This is a genomic window from Pseudomonas sp. NPDC096950, assembly GCF_044762525.1.
GTDB lineage: Bacteria > Pseudomonadota > Gammaproteobacteria > Pseudomonadales > Pseudomonadaceae > Aquipseudomonas.
Window position 1 is genome coordinate 310,110 of sequence record NZ_JBIWEL010000004.1, and the last position, 23,391, is coordinate 333,500.

Below are 23,391 nucleotides of genomic sequence, written 5' to 3' on the forward strand. Positions count from 1 at the left end.
CATGTTTGTTGCAGATAGAGCGGCGTTTTACTGCGCCGCCACCTTCCCGGTTTTCTCATCCGACTCGCGAATGGTCAGCACTTGATACTGCGGATCAGCCTTGATCTGCTGCTCAGTGAACGGCAACACGCTCAATTGCTTCTTCGAGAACGCCAGCGTCTGGTCCCGGGCGTACTTCGACGCCGGATCACTGGACAACGAGAACGCCAGCAAGCCTTGGGCGTGCGGACCTTTTTCATCAAAGGTCACGATTTGCAGATAGCTGGTGCCGCTGACCACTTCAAGCTTGCCGTCGGTTCTCGGCACGCTCTGGATCGCGTTGTAGATCCCCAGCGGACCCGGCCCACCGTGGATCGCCGTTTGCTGGCCGCCGCTGCTGACCACCTGAATGTCGCCCCAGCGGCTGTCCGGCTTGAGCCCCATTTTCGTGGTCAATTCAGCCGACGCGAGCATCGCTTCGCGTATGGCTTTGGCCACCTCTGGCCGCTCGAACGCCAGGCCGCTCGGGGTGTTTTGTGCATCTTTCGGGTCGAAAGCCACGCGCCAGATGTCCGGCGATTGCTGCAACGTCTGCATCACATTCTGGAAATGCACCAGGCCCGGACCGCTGTCCAGATTCGCCCGGCCATCCCACGCCTTCAGGCTGGCACACACCGAGGCCTGCGCCGCGGCATCGGCACTGCAGAACTTCAACAAGTCCGGCAGTACTTGCGCCGCCAGATACACCTGATCATCCATCACCATGTGTTGCAGGTCTGCGGCTCCCAGCTTCCCGGCCTTGGCCAGCGAACCCAGGCGATCCAGGGCAAACCGCGAACGCAGACCCAGCGGCTGGCTGTCCTGACTGATCAACGGCGAGAAACCGGTGAGCGGTTGCGCCGGGTTGGCCAGCCACGCGGAATCGTTGGAATGCTGCACGAAGTCTTTGCGCAGCAATTGCGGTAACTGGTCCGCGGCATAAATGCCCTTTTGCGCGGCGTTCGGATCAATGTCCCAGGCGCAGGCACTGTTGGAGCCGTCGAGCACGATCATCTTCAGCCCGATACGCGGATCACTGCACTTGGCGAGCTTGTCGGCATTCACATTCGGCACCACCGACAGGTTCATGTAGAGCGTCTGCCCTTGATCATCCGCCGCCAGGGTGTTGACCCACGGAATGCCCTGGATCTTGTGCACCGAGGCTTGCAAATCCTTGAGGCTGGTGGCGCGGTTCATGGCGTACCACTGCTGCAAGACGCGGTCGTTTTCCAGGTTGGCATCCCGCAGGCTGTAGGCAAACTGGTTGTCCCAATCGAGCTTGCCGGGCCATTGCACGATCGGGCCGAACACCGAGCTGTAGACCACGTGGGACACCGGTTTGACCTGGCCATCTGGCTGTTTCACCTGCACGATCAGGGTCTGCTTGTCCAGTGGCAAGGACTTGCCATCCAGCAGGTAGCGGGTCGGGTCCTTCGGGTCGAGTTGCAGGCGATACAAAGTGAAATGCTTGGATGAATCGACCGTGTGGGTCCAGGCCAGGTGCTGGTTGAAACCGATGTTGATCATCGGCAGACCGGGCAACGCCGCGCCCATCACATCCAGCTTGCCGGGAATGGTCAGGTGCATCTGATAGAAGCGCATCCCGCCGACCCAAGGGAAATGCGGGTTGGCCAGGAGCATGCCGCGACCGTTAAACGAACGCTCGCTGCCGATGGCCACCGCGTTGCTGCCACGGTCCAGCGCGAAGCGTTGCTGACGTTCGGCGGCCAGCAGGAACGACTGCCCACCGTCCGCCGCTTGAGCGACCGCCGCCGGTGGCGTGGCGCCGGCCAGGGCTTCGGCGAACTGCCCGACCCCGCCTTCGACCAACAGGCGCCGTGTGAGCTTCACCAGATCTTCGGCGGCAATCGGGCGCACCCAGTCGCCCTGGCACTGCGCCGGCAAACCCTGGGCCTGACGCTCGGCCAGCGAGCGGTTGTAGCCCGCCACGTAACCATCGATCAGATCACGCACTTCCGGGGTTTGCGCCTGCCAGAAACCGGCCACCGCTTGCGGCGTATTCAACCAGTTGAAAAACAGGTCGCTGGCCGGGTTGGCACGTTCTTCAATCGTGAACTGGTCCGGGCCGAAATACCGCGAGCGCTCGCCGTTGACGGTCACGATCTCGTTGGCCATCAGGCACAGGTTGTCCTGGGCGTAGGCGTAGCCGATGCCGTAACCGAGCCCGCGCTCGTTTTCGGCGCGAATGTGCGGCACACCGAAACTGGTGCGGCGAATATCCACGGCCGAAGGTTCCGGCGCACTGCGGGCGCTTGCCGTCACACTCAGCCCCAGCAACACACCTGCAAGACTCAACCGGGTTAACTGCCTGCTAATAATCACGCTCGCTCCTGATGGACATGACCTGGGAAAATCACACCCGCGTTCTACACGGAATGTGCCTGTCCTCAGGAACGAAACAATCATCAGAAAATTTAGGCGGCGCAACGGTTTGCCGGTGCTGAATCACATGGCGATCACATGCCATCGACAAATTTTCTACATCAAAGCCTTCATGATTTGCCGTGCTCGTTCGTCTTAATGATTGAGAGCACCATCACTATTTTCCTGATCAGGCTCTGAAAAGGAGTTTTTGCATGTACAACTCGCAACTGCCAACGGACGGTAGCCGTGCGCCACAAGGTATTTCCATGAGCCCGAGCGCCGGGATCTTTGAACAAAAGGCTGAACGCCACGGAAACGAACGAATCAGGGTCTTGCTCAAGAGCTTTGGCCTGCGCACCAGCCTGATTCGCCTGAAAGTCATCGACGCCTTGCTGAACGCCGCCGAAAGCGAGCGCAACCTGGGCGTGCGCGGCGTGCACACCTATTTGCTGGACCTGGATATTCCCCTGTCCTTCCTGAGTGTGCGGGAGGTGTTGAAGCGGTTATGCAGCGAGGGCGTGATCACGCTCAATCCGGACAAAAGCTACAGCCTGCATCCGCAGGCCATTGCCATTCTCTACAGCGAATCAGCCTCGGGCGCGTCGCTCAAGGCTTGACCTTGCGGCGCATCACGCCATTGACGACCACGACGATCACGGCCACGCCGATGGCGATGTACTGAAACAGCTTCTCGCTGATGATCCCTGCGTTTTGCAGATACGAAAGGCCGAACATGATCCCCAGGACCACGAGGGAGATCAGAATCGAGTATTTCAAACGTTGCGACTGGGTCATTGCGGGTTCCTGAATCTTGAAATGTATCCGGTTTGTATCCGTTTGCATGCCAAGCCCCTACCTTCGGACGGGGATAAACGCCAGCAAACGCAGTCTCATGTTACAGCCGATGAAGAGATTTGGCTTCATTGCGGCGCTAACCATGAGGATTTTGAAATGCTCCGTCGAATCACACTGCTGATTCCCCTGATCGCTCTGCTTTCCCTGAGCGGCTGTATCATTTTCCCCCACGGCGGCTGGCACGGTGACCACCATTACGATCGTGGCGGACCGGGTTATTACCAGCATCGGTAGTACCCGATCAGTCACCTGCATTTTTCCGGTAGAAGTCATTCCCCGGCTTCGCACATAACTCCACGAGCCAATCGACAAACACCCTCACCCGCCGGGATAACTGGCGGTGTGGCGGGTATAGCGCCGTCAACGGCATACCCGGTGGCGGCGCATTCGTGAGCACCTCGCACAAACGCCCTTCGCTCAGTTGCCGCGCAACGTGATAATACGGTGCTTGGACCAAACCATAGCCGGCCTCGCACGCAGCCATGTAGCCGTCGGCGCTGTTGACCGACACCTGCTTGGGCAGATTGACCGCCTGCACCTGCCCCTCCACCACAAACTCAAGCCCGAAACGCGTGCCGGTGGTCGCGGAGAAATACTCCACCATCTGATGGCCCTGCAGCTCCGATGGACGCTCGGGCACGCCGTGACGCTGCAAGTACTCGGGGCTGGCGCAGGTCACCTGATCAAGCATCACCAGCGGTCGCGCCACCAGTGAATCATCCAGCGGCGAGCCACCGCGCAACACGCAATCCACGCCTTCGCGAATCAGGTCCACGGTGCGGTCGTTCAAGCTGATTTCCAGTTCGATCTGCGGGTAGTGGGCGGTGAATTGCGGCAATGCCGGAATAACGATCAAGCGTCCGATTCCCGCCGGCATGTCCACCCGCAGCAAACCCTTGGGATTGTGTCGGGCGGCAGAAAACACCGCTTCGGTTTCCTCAAGGTCCGCGAGCAATTGCACGCATCGGGGGTAATAGGCCGCACCGTCGAGGGTCAGGCTGATGTGCCGGGTGGTGCGCTGCAACAGTTGCACACCCAGGTGCGCCTCCAGCTGCTTGATCAGAATGGTCACCGAGGCACGGGGCATTTGCAGGCTGTCCGCCGCCTTGGCAAAGCCGCCGAGTTCGACGATCCGGGTAAACACGCGCATGGCGTTGAGACGGTCCATGGTTCTGCCATACCTGCTGATTATTTAGATATTACGAATACTGATAGCATTTTTAGCCGGTTTATCTTGTTTCTGTCGAGGAGAACAATGGCGGCTCACATTTTCAAGGAGCTGAACTCATGCAAACACGTCAACTGGGCAAGAACGGACCACCAGTGAGCGCCATCGGTTTGGGCTGCATGGGCATGACCGATTTCTACACCACCGGCACCGATACCCGCGAAGCCACCGCCACCCTGCACCGCGCGCTGGAGCTGGGCATCAACCTGCTCGACACCGCCGACATGTACGGACCGCACACCAACGAAGAGCTGATCGGCAAAGCCATTGCCGGCAAGCGTGACCAGGTGTTCCTGGCCAGCAAATTCGGGATCGTGCGCGACCCGGCCAACCCGACCGCGCGGGGCGTCAATGGCCGTCCGGAATACATCCGCGAGGCCATCGACGGCACCCTCAAGCGCCTCGGCGTGGACACCCTGGACTTGTACTACCAGCACCGGATCGACCCGCAAGTCGCCATCGAAGAAACCGTCGGCGCCATGGCCGAACTGGTGAAGGCCGGCAAGGTGCGTTACCTGGGGTTGAGCGAAGCTTCGGCGGCGACGCTGGAACGGGCGAACAAGGTGCATCCGATCAGCGCGCTGCAAAGTGAATACTCACTGTGGAGCCGTGATCAGGAAGACAACGGTTGCCTGGCGGCGTGCCAGCGCCTGGGTATCGCGTTTGTGCCTTACAGCCCGTTGGGCCGTGGCTTTCTGACCGGCGCACTGAAAAACCCGGACGACTTTGCCGCGGACGATTACCGCCGCTTCAGCCCGCGTTTTCAAGGGGAGAATTTCGCGAAAAACCTGCTGCTGGTCCAGCAAGTACAGGCGCTGGCCGCCGACAAGGGCGTGACCGCCGGGCAACTGGCGCTGGCCTGGGTGCTGGCGCAAGGCGACTACCTGATCCCGATTCCCGGGACCAAGCAACGTAAATACCTGGAGGAAAATGTCGCTGCACTGGAGGTGAAGCTGAGCGCCGGCGAGTTGCAGGCGCTGGAAGCGATCTTCCCGGCGGACGCCACCGCCGGTCTGCGTTACCCGGAAGCGGTGATGCAACTGCTCGACCGCTGATCCATCGAACTCTGCCCCGCTCAGCGTAGTGAGCGGGGCAGAACATCATTTGTCCTTTTTCTTGACCGTGGTGCCGTTGCCTTCGCCGTAGGTCTTCAAGTTCTGCAGCACGTAAATGGCTTTCTTGAACTCGGGCACCAGGTAGTTGGCGTACTTGTTGCCCTTGAGGTTGTTGTTCTGGATGGAGTCCAGCTGCGTGGCAAAGTAATCCAGCGCATTGAACTTGGCCTCGGGGTCGTTCGGGATGCCGAACTTGTCGAACTTGTCGCCAGCGTTGAGCAAGGTCAGCGCGGTCACATCGCCGATGATGCCGTTCTGCTTGAGAAAGGTGCTCATGTTGCCCAGTTGCTTGGCCGAGATGTTCGTCGGATCAAAGCCCTTGATCTGCTTGAACAGCTGCAGGCTATCCATTTTAGTCCGATCAAGGATCGTCGGGTTGGTGCCGACCATGGTCAGGATTTCCCGCACCTTGGCGCTCTGGGAAACCGGCTTGGCATTGGGCGAACCCTGGCGAACCAGCAAGCCCGATTTAGCAGTCCAGCTGCCGACCACACCAATAGTCATGACCGCACGCCTGTCGACTGGAACATAAAAAATCCTTGTTTTGAGCGAGATGATTGCGGGGAAGTATCGGCGCGAAACGACGCTCCACCTACTAATATTTCGCCTTTTTACAAATTTCGTACATTTTCGATACAAATCGCCAAGTGCCCGGTTTCATTGGCCTATATGAAATTTTTAATCTTGGTATAAGCGCTGCACTGATTGTCACTTTTCACAAAGTCAGTGTGTTTGTACCGGTTGCGATACTTACGCTCGTGTGACCGTCTGTCCCCCAGGCCTCTTTCTTGTACGTCCGTACTAAAGCTCGTCGCGAGCGGGCCGATAAGCCTTGGATAGCCCCACTTCCAGACACCAACAATAAAAACGCAGCACAAGGACCGGTCCCATGCCCGCATTCCGTACCATTCAGGCTCGCTACACGCTGTTTCTGGTCCTGTTCATCCTGCTGCTTTCGGTGCTCACGGTGGTGGGCATCAGCCAGTTGGTCGCGCCGAAACTGCGCCACACCGAAGAACAGGTGGCCCTCAACCGCATCGCTGAAGTCGCCGAGCAAATCCAGGGCGAACTGAACAAGGTGCAAGCTCAGCAACGCAGCATCACCCAGACGATTCCCCTGCTCGACAGCGCCGCCATCGATACGGTGCTGCCCGGTTTGGTGGACCAGTACGGTGAGCTGAAGGTGTTCGGTGGCGGGATCTGGCCATTGCCCGGCCAGCGTGAAGCGGGCCGCAACAAGTTCAGTACCTTCTGGCACCGCGACAGCTCCGGCAAACTGGCGGTGAATACCTTCTGGAACAGCGACGCGGCGCCCAACTATTACGACCAGACCTGGTACAAGGGCGGCATGGCCACCCCACGCGGCCAGTGCGCTTGGGCTGCGGCCTATAAAGATGACGCGAGTGCCGAGCCGCGCACCAACTGCGCCATGGCCATCCAGAAAAATGGCGCGGCTTACGGCGTGTCGACCATCGACGTGACCCTGGGCTTCTTCAACGACCTGATCGCGCGCAAGGAAAAAGACCTCGGCGCCGAAATGCTGATCGTCGAGTCCGACGGCAAAATCATCAGCAACAGTTCGCGCATCAGCGGTCCGGTGGTGCTGAAGAACATCAGCGAACTGGCCGGTAACTCGCCATTCGCCAGCCAGGTCAAGGCCGGCCTGCAAAACCGCGACAAGGCCCAGCGCGTCGAATTCGACAACAACGGCGAAGCCAGCACCTTCTTCATGCGCCCGATCGAAGGCACGCCGTGGTACCTCGCCACCGCCCTGCCGACCAAACTGATCACCGCCCAGCGTGACGATGTATTGAACACCTTGAGCCTGTTGCAGATTCCGATGGTGATCCTGTTGGTGCTGCTGCAGATCTACGCGATCCGCCAACTGATCCACCGCATGAAAATCCTCAAGGGCAACATCGACGCGCTATCGGCTGGCGACGCTGACCTGACCAAGCGCATCACCATTCGCGCCGAGGACGAACTGGGGGCCATCGGCCACTCGGTCAACGCCTTCATTATCTATTTGCAGAACATGATCGGCGAAGTGACCCAAGCCACCGGCGCCATGGCGTCGAGCCTCGACAACCTGCAACGGACCTCGGCGCACACCAGTCAAATCCTGGTGCGTCACGCTTCGGAAACCGATCAGACCGTCACTGCCATCACCGAAATGAGCTCCACCGCCGACAGCGTGGCGCAGAACGCCGCCGAAACCGCGTCGTTCACCCAGCGTGCCAGCGAACACGCGGATCGCTCGCAAGTAGTGGTCGGTGAAGCCTCCAGCAGTGTGGTGGCGTTGATCGAAGAAGTGGCCAGCGCCACCCATAAAGTCGAAAACATGCAGCAGGACGCGCAGCGGATTACCGAGATTCTCGGCGTGATCGGTGCGATTGCCGGGCAAACCAACCTGTTGGCGCTCAACGCAGCGATTGAAGCGGCGCGTGCCGGTGAACAGGGTCGTGGCTTTGCGGTGGTGGCTGATGAAGTCCGCGCCCTCGCCGCCCGGACCCAGGCCAGCACCTCGGAAATCAACGAAATGCTCAAGCGCCTGACCCAGGGCGTGAGTTCCTCGGTGGCTGCGATGGAAAACACCCAGGCCAGTTGCCAGTCCGCCGCTGATGCGACCGCGCGGGTCAACTCCGGCCTGGATGAAATGGCCGGCTCCGTCAGCCACATCAACAGCCTCAGCACGCAGATTGCCACTGCTGCCGAACAGCAAAGCGCAGTGACCGAAGAGATCAACCGCAGCATGGTGCAGATCCGCCATATGGTGGATGAGCTGGTGAAAAGCGGTCATGCCAGCGAACTCAATACCCAGCAACTGCTGGAAGCGAATAGCCGGGTGAGCGCGATCATGGGGCGGTTCAAGGTTCGCTGATCCAAACCCTCGCCTTGTGAGAGATCCCCTGTGGGAGCGGGCTTGCTCGCGAATGCGGTGTATCAGTCGACATTAATGGCGACTGGCACTCCCTCATTCGTGAGCAAGCCCGCTCCCACATAGGTTTCGTGTCGTTCTCGTATTACCTGGAAACACTCTCGCCCCGCGCGGTCGGCTAAAGTCGTCAAAATGCCTCTTTTTTTGACCGCCACCCGAGTCGAGATCCTGCCATGCGAACCCACCTGCGTCTGGTCGCCCTGAGCGCCCTGTTCCTCTCCTCCCTGGCCCAGGCTGCCGCCCCGATCCCCATCGAAGTCCACCGTGACGCCAACTGCGGCTGCTGCAAAAAATGGATCAGCCACCTGGAAGCCAACGGCTTCAAGGTCGAGGACCACGTCGAAGCCGACATGAGCCAGTTCAAGCAACAGCACGGCGTGCCGCCACGCCTGGCGTCCTGCCATACAGCACTGATCAACGGCAAGTTCGTCGAAGGCCATGTGCCGGCCGAGCAAGTGCTGGCGCTGAGCAAACGTGACGATCTGCTGGGGGTGGCCGCGCCAGGCATGCCGATGGGTTCGCCGGGCATGGAAATGGATGGCATGAGCGATGCCTATCAAGTGATCGGCCTGAAAAAGGACGGGACTGACACGGTGGTGGCGGACTATCCCGCCCATTGATGTCCGGCGCATTGATCGGGCTGTTTCTGGCGGCGTTCGGTGCCGCGACGTTATTGCCGTTGCAGTCCGAAGCGGTGCTGGTCGGGCTGTTGCTCAGCAATCGTGATTGGCTGTGGTCGCTGCTGGCGGTCGCGACTGTGGGCAATGTCCTTGGCTCGCTGGTGAACTGGTGGCTGGGACGCGGCATCGAACGCTTTCGTGAGCGGCGCTGGTTTCCGGTCAAGCCCCGGCATCTGGAAACGGCGCGAAAACATTATCAGCGCTATGGTCACTGGTCGTTGCTGCTCAGTTGGGTGCCGGTGATCGGTGATCCGCTGACCCTGGTGGCCGGGGTCATGCGCGAACCGCTGGGGCGATTTCTGTTGATTGTCAGCCTGGCCAAAGGCGCGCGTTATGCGGTGTTGGCCCTCATAACACTCGGCTGGATAAGTTGAGTGAAACCTGTGGGAGCGGGCTTGCTCGCGAAAGCGGAGTGTCATTCAGCATTTATATTGACTGACACACCGCCTTCGCGAGCAAGCCCGCTCCCACATGGATTGCATTGGTTGTATTTAATCTCGCCCTAATCATGCCCATCCAGCATCGACGAATTTCCCATGGAGTCCACCTATGTCCCCTACCCGCTGGCTGCCCAGCCTGCTGTTGACCGCCGCCCTGCCCCTGCTGGCTCACGCCGAAGGTCCGGAGTACGGCCCGGAGCTCCAGGGTTTCGACTATCCCTACACGGTCAAGCATTTTGCCTTCCAGTCCCAGGGTAAATCCCTGCAAATGGGTTACATGGACGTCGCCGCCCATGGCAAGGCCAACGGGCGCAGCGTGGTGCTGATGCATGGCAAGAATTTCTGCGGCGCCACCTGGGACAGTTCGATCAAGGCCCTGAGTGAGGCCGGTTACCGGGTGATCGCCCCGGACCAGATCGGCTTCTGTACTTCCAGCAAACCGGACAACTATCAGTACAGCTTCCAGCAACTGGCGACCAATACCCAGCAGTTGCTCAAGGCCCTGGGCATCCAGAAAGCCACGTTGCTCGGGCACTCCACCGGCGGCATGCTCGCCACCCGTTATGCGTTGCAATACCCGGAACAAGTCGAGCAACTGGCGCTGGTCAATCCCATCGGCCTGGAAGACTGGAAAGCTCTCGGCGTGCCGTACCGCACCGTCGATCAATGGTATGAACGAGAGCTGAAAGTCAGCGCCGACGGCATCCGCGAATACGAACGCAGCACCTATTACGCCGGGCACTGGAAGCCTGAGTTCGACCGTTGGGTCGACATGCTCGCGGGGCTCAGCAAAGGTCCGGGCAAGACTCAGGTGGCATGGAACTCGGCGTTGATCTACGACATGATCTTCACCCAACCGGTGTACTACGAGTTCAAGGACTTGAAAGTGCCGACGCTGTTGCTGATCGGCACCTCCGACACCACGGCCATCGGCAAGGACATCGCGCCACCGGCGGTCAAGGCGAAGATTGGTCATTACGAAGTGCTCGGCAAGCAGGTTGCCCAGCTCGTTCCACAATCGACGCTGATCGAATTTCCAGGCCTGGGCCATGCGCCACAGATGGAAGAACCGGCAAAATTCCACCAGGCCTTGCTTGGCTGGCTGACTCAATACAACCCTGTTCGCGGATGAGGTAAGGCTGATGGCAGTGCAGATTGCGGTGATCGATGACTGGCAGGACGTGGCCAGCGGTGTGGTGGATTGGTCGGTGCTGGAAAGCATCGGCGAGGTGAGTTTTCTGCATGACTACCCGGCGGACAACGACACGCTGGCCGAGCGCCTGGCCGGGTTCGAGGTGATCTGCGTGATGCGCGAACGCACACGGTTCGACGAAGACCTGCTGCGTCGCTTGCCGAAACTGAAACTGCTGGTGACCGGCGGCATGCGCAACGCCGCCCTGGATTTGAAAGCCGCCGCAGCGCTGGGCATCCAAGTCAGCGGCACCGACAGCTACAAACACGCGGCGCCGGAACTGACCTGGGCACTGATCATGGCCGCGACCCGCAACCTGGTGGCCGAAGCCAACGCGTTGCGCGCCGGCCAATGGCAACAAAGCCTGGGCGGCGACCTGCATGGCAAGACTCTGGCGATCCTCGGCCTGGGCAGCATCGGCCAGCGCGTGGCGCAATTCGGTCAGGTGTTCGGCATGCGCGTAATCGCCTGGAGCGAAAACCTCACCGCCGAACGCGCCGCTGCAGTCGGCGTGACGTACGTCAGCAAACAGGAATTGTTCGAACAGGCCGACGTGCTCTCGGTGCACCTGGTGCTCAGCGACCGCAGTCGCGGGATCGTCGACGCCCAGGCGCTGGACTGGATGAAACCCACCGCCCTGCTGGTCAACACCGCTCGCGGGCCGATTGTCGATGAAGCAGCGCTGATCAAGGCGTTGCAAAAAAATCGTCTGGCAGGGGTGGCGCTGGATGTGTTCGATGAAGAGCCGCTGCCCGAACTTCATCCGTTCCGTACCCTGGACAATGTGCTGGCGACACCGCATGTCGGGTACGTCAGCCGGCAGAATTACCAGCAGTTCTTTTCCCAGATGATCGAAGACATCCAGGCTTGGGCAGCGAGGGCTCCGGTTCGGTTGTTGAGCTAATACCGCGTTATCGTTCTTCGCGAGCAAGCCCGCTCCCACATTGGATCTGTGGTATTCACAATCCATTGTGGGAGCGGGCTTGCTCGCGAAGAGGCCCTCCGCAACAACAACCTCTTCAAAACATAGCGCACCACAACAGTGCAAAACCCCTTTCCCCCTCGCACATCCATGTGACTCCCCCGTGACATTTTGGCCCGTCATTTCAAAAAAACATGCCCTTCGTCGGTGCGTTTGCCCCCCGTATTTGCACGTCCGTACCTCTTTAAACCGATTGTCGAACAATTTTGCCATTTGGTCTGTGCCGCTCTAACTTCTGGCCTAGACTGATTTTCGCGGGTCGAAACCGGTCGGTCACAAAGCGGGAAAAAACTCGAAACTTTTACCTCTTGTGCAGAGTCCTCTCTTAGACAGGTGCGTTCCGACTGGTGCAATCCTTGCAACAGCCCTTGTATGAGCCGCGTCACCCTTTGTGCTTTAGCGTATTGGGCAGCCATTGCTCACCGATGCGTAGCGCGTTTGCGCCCGGCCACAGGATTTGGCCACGAACACCGTTTGTGCCAGGCCTAGAATTAGATCAACAACACGGGAGATTCATATGATCAGTGCGGCTTTAGATATTCAGGGAGAACGTGCTCATCAGCAGGTCGGCGAATCGAGCGCCGTGAATGCCCCGAGCAGCAAGACAATCAGCGTCCCCGGCACCAAGACGCTGGCACCGGTCGCCAGTCAGAACCCCAACCGGAAGAAGGTTTTATTCGTCACTTCGGAAATCGCCGACCTGGTAAAGACCGGCGGTCTGGGTGACGTCTCCGCAGCCCTGCCACGGGCCATGGCCCACCTGCACGACGTGCGTGTGCTGATCCCCGGTTATCCGCAAGTGCTGCACAGCGAAAACCCGATCCACATTATTGGTGAACTCGGCGGTCATGCTGCCTTGCCGCCCTGCAAGATCGGGCGCATGGACATGCCGGATGGCCTGGTCATTTACGTGTTGATCTGCCCCGAACTCTACGAGCGCGAAGGTTCACCCTACGGCGCCAACAACGGTCGCGACTGGCCGGACAACCATATTCGTTTCGCCCGCCTGGGCCTGGCCGCTGCCGACATCGCCGCCAACCTCGCACAGATCCACTGGTGCCCGGACCTGGTGCACGCCCATGACTGGCCAGCGGGCCTGGCCCCTGCCTACATGCACTGGCGTGGGCAGCGCACCCCGACTCTGTTCACCATCCATAACCTCGCCTATCAAGGCGTGACCAGTCTCGGCTCTTGCCCGGAGCTGGGCATTCCGATGCACGCGCTGCAACAGGAAGGCATGGAGTTCTACGGCAAGATGTCGTTCCTCAAGGCCGGCATGGCCTATTCGAGCCACATCACCACAGTCAGCGCCACCTACGCCCAGGAAATCACCACCCCGGACTTCGGCTGCGGCCTCGACGGCTTCCTCGCCGCCAAGACCCAGCAAGGCCTGCTCAGCGGGATTCCCAACGGCATCGACGAGAGCTGGGACGCGGCCACCGACCCGCACCTGTTCTGCCCATTCACCATTGGTGACTGGGACGGTAAAGCGGTCAACGCCGCCCATGTCCGTGAACTGTTCTGCCTTGAAGAGTCCGAAGGCCCGCTGTTCGCCGTGGTCTCGCGTCTGGTCTACCAGAAAGGCCTGGACCTCACCGAAGCCGTGGCTGAATTCATCGTTGAGCACGGCGGCCAGATTGCAATCATCGGCCGTGGCGAACCGGAAGAAGAACAAGCCATGCGCGAACTGGCCCTGCGTTTCCCGGGCCAGGTGGGCGTACGCATCGGCTTCAACGAAACCGATGCCCGGCGCATGTTCGCCGGCAGTGATTTCCTGCTGATGCCTTCGCGTTACGAACCCTGCGGCCTGAGCCAGATGTACGCCCAGCGCTTCGGCTCGTTGCCGGTGGCACGCAATACCGGGGGCCTGGCCGACACCATTGAAAACGGTGTGACGGGTTTCCTGTTCGACGAATCCACCGTCGAAAGCTACCGCGAAGCCTTGAGCCGCGCGTTCAAGGTTTTTGCTTTCCCCGATCTGCTTAACGCAATGCGCTGCCGCGCGATGGCCGCACCGTTCAACTGGTGCAAGGCGGTCGAACCCTACGCCGAACTCTACGAAAAACTGGTGGGCAAAGCCTTGGGCAAATCGGGCCACAAATAAATCAGAGGCTTTCAACAATGCCGTTACGGACCCTTGAGACCTGGCCCCACGGCGCAATCATGCTGGACGCTGAACACACGCGTTTTGCCTTGTGGGCGCCAGATGCGTTAAACGTCAGTCTCGAACTGGATGATGGACAATCAATACCGCTACTGCCCCAGGCCGACGGCTGGTTTGTGATCAAGACCCGCTGCCCGGCCGGCACGCGATACCGCTACAACATCGACGCCGAACTGCAGGTGCCAGACCCGGCCTCCCGCGCCCAGGCCGGGGACCTCGATCGCCACAGCGTGGTGGTCGACCCCCTCGCCTATCAGTGGCAACACAACGCCTGGCAAGGGCGGCCGTGGAATGAAGCGGTGATTTACGAATTGCACGTCGGCACCCTCGGCGGTTTCAGTGAAGTCGAGCAGCACCTGGCGCGTCTGGTTGAATTGGGCATCACCGCGATCGAACTGATGCCCCTGGCGCAATTCCCCGGCGAACGCAATTGGGGCTACGACGGGGTCCTGCCCTACGCGCCCCAAGCCTCCTACGGCTCGCCCGACCAACTCAAACACCTGATCGACACCGCCCACGGCCATGGCCTGGCGGTGATTCTCGACGTGGTCTACAACCACTTCGGCCCCGACGGCAACTACCTGCATCGCTACGCCAAGGGCTTCTTTCGCGAAGACAAACACACCCCATGGGGTGCGGCCATCGACTTCCGCCGCCGCGAGGTGCGGGACTTCTTTATCGAAAACGCCTTGATGTGGTTGCTGGAATACCGCTTCGACGGTTTGCGCCTGGACGCGGTGCACGCCATCGAAGACCCGGACTTCCTCCAGGAACTGGCACAACGGGTACGCCGGCAGACCGCGCCGGACCGTCACGTGTGGCTGAACGTGGAAAACGAGCACAACCAGGCCAGCCTGCTGGAGCAAGGTTTCGATGCGCAGTGGAACGACGACGGGCATAACGCCCTGCACGTGCTGCTGACCGGCGAAACCGACGCTTACTACGCCGATTATGCCGAGAACCCCACCGAACAACTGGCGCGCTGCCTGAGCGAAGGTTTTGTGTTTCAGGGCCATATCAATCGCCACGGCGAGTCACGGGGCGAGCCCAGCGGTCACCTGCCGCCCAGTTCGTTTGTGCTGTTTCTGCAAAACCACGACCAGATCGGCAATCGCGCCTTTGGCGAACGCCTGCATCAACTGGCCCCGACGGACGCGTTGAAAGCGGCGACTGCGCTGTTGCTGTTGTCGCCGATGATTCCGCTGATGTTCATGGGCGACGAGTTCGCCGCCGAGCAACCTTTCCTGTTTTTCACCAGCCACCACGGCGAACTGGCAGAGCTGGTGCGCGAAGGCCGACGTAATGAATTCAAAGCCTTCAGCGCGTTCAAGGATCCGCACAAACGCGAGAAGATTCCCGACCCGAATGCGCCGCAAACCTTCGAAGCGTCGCAGCCCAAACTTGCCGGCGAACCGGCGCAGCAGGCGATTCACGACCTGTATCGGCAACTGCTGAAACTGCGTCACGAGCACATCATCCCGCACCTGCCCGGCGCCCAGGCCCTGGGTGCCGAAGTGCTGGCCGAAGGCGCGGTGAGCGCGCGCTGGCGGCTCGGCAACGGCAACCTGCTGCGTATTGACCTGAACCTCAGCGACACGCCCGTGGTCCACCCTCCACAGGCCGATGCTTCGTTGTTGTTCGAACACCCACCCGCGTCCGGCCTGTTGAACCAGAGCAGCCTCGCCCCGTTTTGCGTGCTCGTCAGCCTCACGGCTGCAAACCCTTTGCTACCTGATGGAGAGCGCCTATGAGCGATGCGCAACTGGAAATACTGGCCAGCCGTGCTGGCCTGGCAGTCGACTGGATCGATGCCAACGGACGCCCACAGAAAGTCGCCCCGGCCGTGCTGCGCGCGGTGCTGATCGGGCTCGGCCACCCGGCCAGCACGACTCAGGAAATCGACGCCAGCCTGCTGCAATTGCAGCAAGTGCAACAGACCCGCCACCTGCCGCCGCTGATCACCGCCGACGTGGGCAAGGGCCTCGACCTGACGCGTTACTTCGAGCCTGAAACCCCGTGCGAGGTGCACCTCGAAGACGGTTCACGCCTGCACCTGAAACTCGATGCCCACTCGATCCTGCCCGGCATCATTCCGGTCGGCTATCAACACGTCAGCATCGACGGCCAATCCTTCACGCTGGCCGTGGCCCCCGAGCGCTGCTACAGCGTCGGCGACGCCGTGGACAGTCCGATCCCGCGCACCTGGGGTTTGAGCGTGCAGTTGTATTCCCTGCGGCGCCCCGGTGACGGCGGCTTCGGCGATACCCAAGCCCTGGAAGACCTGGCGCGGGTGGCCGGTGAACGCGGTGCCGAGGCGCTGGCGATCAGCCCGATGCACGCGATGTTCAGCAGCGACACCCACCGCTACAGCCCGTATTCGCCGTCCAGCCGCTTGTTCCTCAACAGCCTCTACGCCGCGCCGGGAGCGATCCTTGGCGAGCGCGCCTTGCGCGATGCGATTGACGCCACCGGGCTGGCCGAGCAACTGCAAAAATTGGAAGCCCTGCCGCTGATCAACTGGCCGGTCGCGGCCGAAGCCAAACATCGGCTGTTGCAGGCGCTCTACGAAGGTTTCGTCCAGGGTGAACATCCCTTGCATGAAGACTTCAGCAGCTTCCGCCATGCCGGCGGCGAAGCCCTGGAAAACCACTGTCGCTTCGAAGCCATCCAGGAAGCCCGCGCCGCTCGCGATGAAGACCTGGACTGGCGTCACTGGCCGGAACAATGGCAAGACCCGCGCAGCGCCGCCCTCGCCGACTTCGCCGAAGAAAACGCCGGACGCATCGGCTTCTTCGCCTTCTGCCAATGGCTGATCGACCGCTGCCTGGCCCGGGCGCAAAGCGCCGCGCTGGGTGCTGGCATGGGCATTGGGCTGGTGGCTGACCTGGCCGTCGGCGCCGATGGCGGTGGCAGCCAGGCCTGGAGTCGCCAGGACGAATTGCTCGCGTCCCTGACCGTCGGTGCACCACCCGACATCCTTAACCGTTCCGGTCAGGGCTGGGGGATTTCCGCATTCTCCCCGGAAGGTCTGGTGCGTAACGGTTTCCGTGCATTCATTGAAATGCTGCGGGCCAACTTCGCCCACGCCGGTGGCCTGCGCATCGACCATGTGATGGGCCTGCAACGCTTGTGGGTGATCCCCAACGATGCACCGCCGGCCGACGGCGCTTATCTGTATTACCCGGTGGACGACATGCTGCGTTTGCTGGCCCTCGAATCCCATCGACATCAAGCCATCGTCCTCGGCGAAGACCTGGGCACCGTGGCCGACGGCCTGCGGGAAAAACTCATCGCCCGTTCCATCCTCGGCATGCGCGTTTTGCTGTTCGAACAGGACAACAGCCACTTCAAGTCGACACTTGAATGGCCGGACAACGCCCTGGCAACCACCAGCACCCATGACCTGCCCACGCTCAACGGCTGGTGGCATGGTCACGATATCGACTGGAATGCCCGGCTCGGGCTGGTGGATGCGAATGGCGAGATCGACTGGCGCCATCACCGCGAACGTGAGCGCGAAGGCCTTCGTCGGGTGTTGAGCGAGGACCCGCAGAACTTCCGCGAAGAGTCCCACGAATCCGATCAGGTGCTCGACGCCGCGATCCGTTTCCTCGGTCATACCCGTGCGCCGCTGGTGTTGCTGCCGATGGAAGATGCCCTGGGCATCGAACAGCAAGCCAACCTGCCCGGCACCATCGACACCCACCCCAACTGGTCCCGGCGCCTGCCCGGTGACAGTGAAGCCTTGCTCGATGACCTGGATGCCGCTCGACGTCTTGAACTGCTCGCCTGTGCGCGACTCCAGGCGGCCGAGCGTGACCAATGAACCAGGCCTTGATCCAACCGCTGCGGGCAACCCTGCGGCTGCAATTTCATAAAGGCTTTACCCTCGACGACGCGGTGCCGCTGGTGCCGTACTTCGCCAGCCTGGGCATCAGCCATGTCTATGCGTCGCCGCTGCTCAGCGCCCGCGCCGGTTCGATGCACGGCTACGACGTGGTGGACCCGACCACGGTCAACCCGGAACTCGGCGGCGAAGCGGCACTGCGCCGTCTGGTCGATGCGTTGCGCCAGCAGAAAATGGGGCTGATCCTCGACATCGTCTCCAACCACATGGCGGTTGGCGGCGGCGATAACCCATGGTGGCTGGACTTGCTGGAATGGGGACGCCTGAGTCCTTACGGCGAGTTCTTCGACATCCAGTGGCATTCCCCCGACCCGTTGATGGAAGGCCAGTTGCTGCTGCCGTTTTTGGGCAGTGACTACGGCGTGGCGTTGCAGGACGGCACCCTGCCCCTGCACTTCGATGCCGCCCACGGTGGGTTTTATGTCCAGCACTACGACCATCACTTTCCAATCTGCCCGACCGGTTACGGCGATCTGCTCAAGCCCGATGATCGACTGAATGCCGAACAAACCGAGCAACTGAAGTTTCTCGCGGATCGTTTTGCGGCCCTGAGCTACCAGACCGACGCCCACAGCCTGGCGATTCCCCTGCAAGAGGAATTGCGTGAGCTGGCGTGCGACCCGGCCGTTCTGCACGCCATCCAACAGCAAATCAGCAGTTATGACTCGCTGACGACAGCAGGCTTTCAAAACCTGCACAACCTGCTGGAACGCCAGAGTTATCGGCTGGCCAGTTGGCGCACGGCGGCGGACGACATCAACTGGCGGCGCTTCTTCGATGTGAATGAACTCGGCGGTCTGAGGGTTGAACGCCCGGCGGTGTTCGAGGAAACCCACGCGAAGATCTTCGAACTGATTTCCGAAGGTCTGGTGGACGGCTTGCGCATCGACCATATCGACGGCCTCGCCGACCCTCGGGGTTACTGCCGCAAACTGCGGCGCCGGGTCGATAGCCTGTCACCGCAGCGGCACCTGCCGATCTACGTCGAGAAGATTCTCGGCGAAGGTGAAACCCTGCACCGCGACTGGTCGGTGGATGGCACCACCGGTTACGAATTCATGAACCAGTTGTCGTTGCTGCAACACGATCCCGCCGGCGCCGAAACCCTCGGTGAACTGTGGAATCGTCACAGCGAACGCCCCGCCGAGTTCATCCAGGAAGCGCAACTGGCGCGCCAGCAGATCCTCAACGGTTCGCTGGCCGGGGATTTCGAAAGCGTCGCCCAGGCCCTGCTGCAAGTGGCCCGGGATGACGTGATGACCCGCGACCTGACCCTCGGCGCGATCCGCCGTGCGTTGCAGGAATTGATCGTGCACTTCCCGGTGTACCGCACCTACATCAGCCCCCGTGGGCGCTCGGCGGAAGACGACGTGTTTTTCCAACAGGCCATGGAGGGTGCGCGGCAGACCTTGGGCGAGGCCGACTGGCCGGTGCTCGATTGCCTGGCCGGCTGGCTCGGTGGCGAACCCTGGCGCAAACGCCCGGTGGGCCGTCAGCGCAAGATCCTCAAGCATGCCTGCGTACGCTTTCAGCAACTGACGTCACCGGCGGCGGCCAAGGCTGTTGAAGACACGGCGTTCTATCGCTCGGCGGTGTTGTTGTCGCGCAATGACGTGGGCTTCAGCACTGAACAGTTCAGCGCGCCGGTCAGCGATTTCCACGACGCCTGCCTGCAACGCCTGGAAGCGTTCCCCAACAACCTGCTGGCCACCGCGACCCACGACCACAAGCGCGGCGAAGACACTCGGGCGCGGCTCGCGGTGTTGAGCGAACGCGGCGGCTGGTACGCCGAACAGGTCGAGCACTGGCGAAACCTGGCGCGGGAACTGCGCACTGACGACCTCTCGCCATCGGCGGGTGATGAGCTGATTCTCTATCAAGCGATCCTCGGCAGTTGGCCACTGGACCTGCGCAGCGACGATCAACCGGCGCTGGAGGACTACGCCAAACGCCTGTGGCAATGGCAGCAAAAAGCGCTGCGCGAAGCCAAGTTGCAAAGTAGCTGGAGCGCGCCGAACGACGCTTACGAACAGGCCACTGAAGCCTTTCTCAATCGCTTGCTGCTGGACCCCGAAGGTCTGCCCTTGCGTTCCGCCCTTGGCGAAGCAGCGCAGTCGATTGCCGCGCCCGGCGCGTTGAATGGCTTGGCGCAAACCTTGCTGCGCATGACGGTGCCGGGGGTGCCGGATCTGTATCAGGGCAACGACTTCTGGGACTTTACCCTGGTCGATCCGGACAACCGCCGGCCGGTGGATTACGCCGCTCGACAACAGGCTTTGCAGGCGCCACTCGACCTGTCCGGGCTGCTGGAGAACTGGCGTGACGGGCGCATCAAGCAACGGCTGATCGCCCACACGTTGAACCGTCGGGCCGAGCACGCCGAGCTGTTTCGCCAAGGGACCTATGAGGCCCTTGAAGTGGTCGGCAGTGAGGCTCATCGCGTGTTGGCGTTTACCCGCTCGCTGGAAGGAGAACGCGCCATCGTGATCGTCCCGATACGCTGTGCAGGTTTGCTGGAAAACAGTGCCACGCCTCAAGTCGACGCGCCGCGATGGGGCGATACGCGGGTGAAATTACCGTTCACCACCCCGAACGAAAACCTGAAGGGACTTTTTTCAAACGCCGCAGTCACAAAAAACATGGAGCTGGAAATCAGCGCCGCGCTGGGGGACTTCCCGGTCAATCTCTTTATCCAAACTATCGACACTTGAGTTCAGTTCAGGAGCATTGCGATGAGTACCGAAGATAAACGCGTTCGCGAATTTGCCTATCAAATCTGGGAGTCGGAAGGGAAACCCGAAGGCCAGGAAGAACGCCACTGGGAGATGGCGCGCAAGCTGGCCGAAGCCGAAGCCCTGGCGCCGAAAAAATCGCCGAAAGCTGCCGGCAGCAAGGGTGCTGCGGCCAAACCGGCTGCCGTCAAGGCTGACAGCAAACTCAATGGTCAGGCCGATGGCAAGGCTGCGGCGTCGAAAGCCAAGGCCAAACCTGCTGCGGCCGCCAAAGTCACCCCGCCGGGTGAAAAGGCCCCCGAGAAAAAACCTCGCGCCGCGAAAAAACCGCCAACGGTTTAACGCTTCACGCCTTGTCCTGATTGATCTCGTGGCGAGTTCGCTCGCCACTGTGGGCGCATTCGCCCGGAATAAAGAGCTTCGTGAACCGAAACACTGCAATCCCTGTGGGAGCGAGCCTGCTCGGGAAAGCGACCTGTCAGCCGGCATTGATGGTGCTGACATACCGCTTTCGCGAGCAGGCTCGCTCCCACAGGGTCTGCACCAGACCGACTGACATCACCGTACTCGTACCCCTTTTTTGCAGGAGCATCTATGACCAATCCAAAGAAAGCCGCGCCAGAACCTCAAGCCGAGGCCTCGCGAATCCGTGAAGGCTTGCCCTTCCCGCTAGGCGCGACCTGGGATGGTTTGGGGGTTAACTTCGCACTGTTTTCCGCCAACGCCACCAAGGTTGAACTGTGCATCTTCGACGACGCCGGCGAAGTCGAACTGGAACGCATCGAGCTTCCGGAATACACCGACGAGATCTACCACGGCTACCTGCCCGACGCCCATCCGGGGCTGATCTACGGTTACCGCGTCTACGGTGCCTACGACCCGGCCAACGGCCATCGTTTCAACCACAACAAATTGCTGATCGACCCGTATGCCAAACAATTGGTTGGCGAGTTGAAATGGTCTGAAGCGCTGTTCGGCTACACCATCGGCCACCCCGACGCCGACCTCAGCTTCGATGAACGCGACAGCGCACCGTTCGTGCCGAAATGCAAAGTCATCGACCCGGCGCACACCTGGGGCAACGACCATCGGGTCAGCGTGCCGTGGGACAAGACGATCATTTATGAGACTCACGTGCGCGGCATCAGCATGCGTCACCCTTCCGTCCCCGAGAATCTGCGTGGCACCTTCGGCGGGTTGATGGTCGATGACGTACTCGAACACATCCGCAAGCTCGGCGTCTCGACCGTGGAATTGCTGCCGATCCACGCGTTCGTCAACGACCAGCACTTGTTGCACAAAGGCATGACCAATTACTGGGGCTACAACAGCATCGCGTTCTTCGCCCCGGACCCGCGCTACCTGGCCAGCGGCAAGATCGCCGAGTTCAAGGAGATGGTTGCGCACCTGCATGAAGCGAATCTGGAAGTGATCCTCGACGTGGTCTACAACCACACCGCCGAGGGCAACGAACAAGGCCCGACCCTGTCGATGCGCGGTATCGACAACGCCTCGTACTACCGCTTGATGCCCGATGACAAACGCTACTACATCAACGATTCCGGCACCGGCAACACCCTGGATTTGAGTCACCCGTGCGTACTGCAAATGGTCACCGACTCTTTGCGCTACTGGGCCACGGAAATGCACGTGGACGGTTTCCGCTTCGACCTCGCGACCATTCTCGGGCGCTACCACGACGGTTTCGACGAGCGCCACAGCTTCCTCGTTGCTTGCCGCCAGGATCCGGTGTTGCGCCAGGTGAAAATGATCGCCGAGCCTTGGGATTGCGGCCCCGGTGGTTATCAGGTCGGTGGCTTCCCGCCGGGCTGGGTCGAGTGGAACGACAAGTTCCGCGACACCGTGCGCGCCTTCTGGAAAGGCGATGACAACCAACTGGCGGATTTTGCCAGCCGCATGACCGCGTCCGGCGAAATGTTCAACCAGCGTGGACGGCGGCCGTATGCGTCGGTGAACTTCATCACCGCCCACGACGGTTTCACCCTCAACGACCTGGTGTCGTACAACGACAAGCACAACGAAGCCAACGACGAAAACAATCAGGACGGCAGCAACAACAACCTGTCCTGGAACCATGGTGTCGAAGGCCCGACCGACGATCCCGAGATCAACGAACTGCGCCAGCGCCAGATGCGCAACTTCTTCGCCACATTGCTGCTATCCCAGGGGACGCCGATGCTGGTGGCCGGTGACGAGTTCGCCCGCACCCAGGACGGCAACAACAACGCCTACTGCCAGGACAGCGACATCGGCTGGGTCAATTGGGACCTCAGCGAAGACGGCAAGGCCCTGCTCAAGTTCGTCAAACGCCTGATCAAGTTGCGTCTGGCCTACCCGATCCTGCGTCGCGGTCGCTTCCTGGTCGGCAATTACAACGAAGACATCGGCGTCAAGGACGTCACCTGGCTGGCCCCGGACGGCAGCGAGATGAGCACCGAACAATGGCAGGAAGCCCACGGTCGTTGCCTGGGCATGTTGCTCGACGGTCGCGCCCAGGAAACCGGTATCCGCCGCAAGGGTGGCGATGCGACGCTGCTGCTGGTGGTCAACGCCCACCACGACATCGTCAACTTCACCTTGCCGGAAGTGCCGGACGGCGGTCACTGGACTTGCATGATCGACACCAACCAGCCGTCGATTCGCGGCCAGGAACGCTTCGAGTTCGGTCACGAATATTCGGTCACCGGCCGCTCGCTGCTGCTGTTCGAATTGCAGCATGAGGAAGACGAGTGAG

General features: G+C 60.8%; 17 protein-coding genes and 2 pseudogenes. 15 read left to right on the forward strand and 4 right to left on the reverse strand.

The window, feature by feature from the left end; genetic code table 11:
* Positions 1 to 27: 27 nt before the first annotated feature.
* Positions 28 to 2,361 (reverse strand): acylase, encoded by a 2,334-nt coding sequence (locus ACIQY3_RS10080; RefSeq protein ID WP_403019004.1) that lies wholly within the window; start codon positions 2,359 to 2,361, stop codon positions 28 to 30.
* A 254-nt stretch (positions 2,362 to 2,615) separates the two neighbouring features.
* Here ACIQY3_RS10080 and ACIQY3_RS10085 point away from each other — a divergent pair, with 254 nt between their 5' ends.
* Entirely contained in the window at positions 2,616 to 3,020 is a 405-nt protein-coding gene (locus tag ACIQY3_RS10085; protein WP_403019006.1) for a fe2+ zn2+ uptake regulation protein, read from the forward strand.
* On the opposite strand, the gene ACIQY3_RS10090 is transcribed toward ACIQY3_RS10085, so the two are convergent.
* Complete coding sequence (locus tag ACIQY3_RS10090) at positions 3,010 to 3,198, reverse strand: hypothetical protein (RefSeq protein ID WP_054046397.1); 189 nt, start codon at positions 3,196 to 3,198, stop codon at positions 3,010 to 3,012. The two genes, ACIQY3_RS10085 and ACIQY3_RS10090, sit on opposite strands and share 11 nt — an antisense overlap.
* Before the next feature lie 156 nt (positions 3,199 to 3,354).
* On the opposite strand from ACIQY3_RS10090, the gene ACIQY3_RS10095 reads away from it, so the two are divergent.
* Positions 3,355 to 3,492, forward strand: coding sequence for a hypothetical protein (locus ACIQY3_RS10095; protein ID WP_213938875.1), 138 nt, complete (start codon positions 3,355 to 3,357; stop codon positions 3,490 to 3,492).
* 7 nt (positions 3,493 to 3,499) lie between these two features.
* On the opposite strand, the gene ACIQY3_RS10100 is transcribed toward ACIQY3_RS10095, so the two are convergent.
* Positions 3,500 to 4,426 (reverse strand): LysR family transcriptional regulator, encoded by a 927-nt coding sequence (locus ACIQY3_RS10100; RefSeq protein WP_403019008.1) that lies wholly within the window; start codon positions 4,424 to 4,426, stop codon positions 3,500 to 3,502.
* A 119-nt stretch (positions 4,427 to 4,545) separates the two neighbouring features.
* On the opposite strand from ACIQY3_RS10100, the gene ACIQY3_RS10105 reads away from it, so the two are divergent.
* A complete protein-coding gene (locus ACIQY3_RS10105) occupies positions 4,546 to 5,541 on the forward strand; it encodes an aldo/keto reductase (RefSeq protein WP_403019010.1) in 996 nt (331 codons plus the stop codon).
* A gap of 45 nt (positions 5,542 to 5,586) precedes the next feature.
* On the opposite strand, the gene ACIQY3_RS10110 is transcribed toward ACIQY3_RS10105, so the two are convergent.
* Positions 5,587 to 6,105, reverse strand: coding sequence for a hypothetical protein (locus ACIQY3_RS10110; protein ID WP_403019011.1), 519 nt, complete (start codon positions 6,103 to 6,105; stop codon positions 5,587 to 5,589).
* A 385-nt stretch (positions 6,106 to 6,490) separates the two neighbouring features.
* Here ACIQY3_RS10110 and ACIQY3_RS10115 point away from each other — a divergent pair.
* From ACIQY3_RS10115 to glgX, 12 genes and pseudogenes are all read left to right on the forward strand, one after another.
* Positions 6,491 to 7,618 (forward strand): annotated as a pseudogene (locus tag ACIQY3_RS10115) (cache domain-containing protein); the annotation flags it as partial.
* 336 nt (positions 7,619 to 7,954) lie between these two features.
* A pseudogene (locus ACIQY3_RS10120) lies at positions 7,955 to 8,482 on the forward strand (methyl-accepting chemotaxis protein); the annotation flags it as partial.
* A gap of 230 nt (positions 8,483 to 8,712) precedes the next feature.
* Positions 8,713 to 9,159: a DUF411 domain-containing protein gene (locus tag ACIQY3_RS10125; RefSeq protein WP_403019012.1), complete on the forward strand. Its 447-nt coding sequence runs from the start codon at positions 8,713 to 8,715 to the stop codon at positions 9,157 to 9,159.
* Positions 9,159 to 9,593: a YqaA family protein gene (locus ACIQY3_RS10130; RefSeq protein ID WP_403019013.1), complete on the forward strand. Its 435-nt coding sequence runs from the start codon at positions 9,159 to 9,161 to the stop codon at positions 9,591 to 9,593. The genes ACIQY3_RS10125 and ACIQY3_RS10130 overlap by 1 nt, the downstream gene beginning before the upstream one ends.
* Before the next feature lie 175 nt (positions 9,594 to 9,768).
* Positions 9,769 to 10,791: an alpha/beta fold hydrolase gene (locus ACIQY3_RS10135; RefSeq protein WP_403019014.1), complete on the forward strand. Its 1,023-nt coding sequence runs from the start codon at positions 9,769 to 9,771 to the stop codon at positions 10,789 to 10,791.
* 10 nt (positions 10,792 to 10,801) lie between these two features.
* Positions 10,802 to 11,755: a D-2-hydroxyacid dehydrogenase family protein gene (locus ACIQY3_RS10140; RefSeq protein WP_403019015.1), complete on the forward strand. Its 954-nt coding sequence runs from the start codon at positions 10,802 to 10,804 to the stop codon at positions 11,753 to 11,755.
* Between the two features lie 595 nt (positions 11,756 to 12,350).
* The gene (glgA, locus tag ACIQY3_RS10145; RefSeq protein ID WP_403019016.1) at positions 12,351 to 13,937 is read left to right on the forward strand and encodes a glycogen synthase GlgA; all 1,587 of its coding nucleotides are present in this window, start codon (positions 12,351 to 12,353) and stop codon (positions 13,935 to 13,937) included.
* 17 nt (positions 13,938 to 13,954) lie between these two features.
* Positions 13,955 to 15,748: a malto-oligosyltrehalose trehalohydrolase gene (gene treZ, locus ACIQY3_RS10150; protein ID WP_403019017.1), complete on the forward strand. Its 1,794-nt coding sequence runs from the start codon at positions 13,955 to 13,957 to the stop codon at positions 15,746 to 15,748.
* On the forward strand, positions 15,745 to 17,823 hold the full coding sequence (gene malQ / locus ACIQY3_RS10155; RefSeq protein ID WP_403019018.1) for a 4-alpha-glucanotransferase: 2,079 nt from the start codon (positions 15,745 to 15,747) through the stop codon (positions 17,821 to 17,823). The genes treZ and malQ overlap by 4 nt, the downstream gene beginning before the upstream one ends.
* The gene (locus ACIQY3_RS10160) at positions 17,820 to 20,615 is read left to right on the forward strand and encodes a malto-oligosyltrehalose synthase (protein WP_403019019.1); all 2,796 of its coding nucleotides are present in this window, start codon (positions 17,820 to 17,822) and stop codon (positions 20,613 to 20,615) included. Before malQ ends, ACIQY3_RS10160 begins: the two co-directional genes overlap by 4 nt.
* Before the next feature lie 21 nt (positions 20,616 to 20,636).
* Positions 20,637 to 20,978, forward strand: a complete 342-nt coding sequence (locus ACIQY3_RS10165; RefSeq protein WP_403019021.1) for a DUF2934 domain-containing protein — start codon at positions 20,637 to 20,639, stop codon at positions 20,976 to 20,978.
* 252 nt (positions 20,979 to 21,230) lie between these two features.
* Complete coding sequence (glgX, locus tag ACIQY3_RS10170) at positions 21,231 to 23,390, forward strand: glycogen debranching protein GlgX (protein ID WP_403019022.1); 2,160 nt, start codon at positions 21,231 to 21,233, stop codon at positions 23,388 to 23,390.
* The last annotated feature ends 1 nt before the right edge of the window (position 23,391 follow it).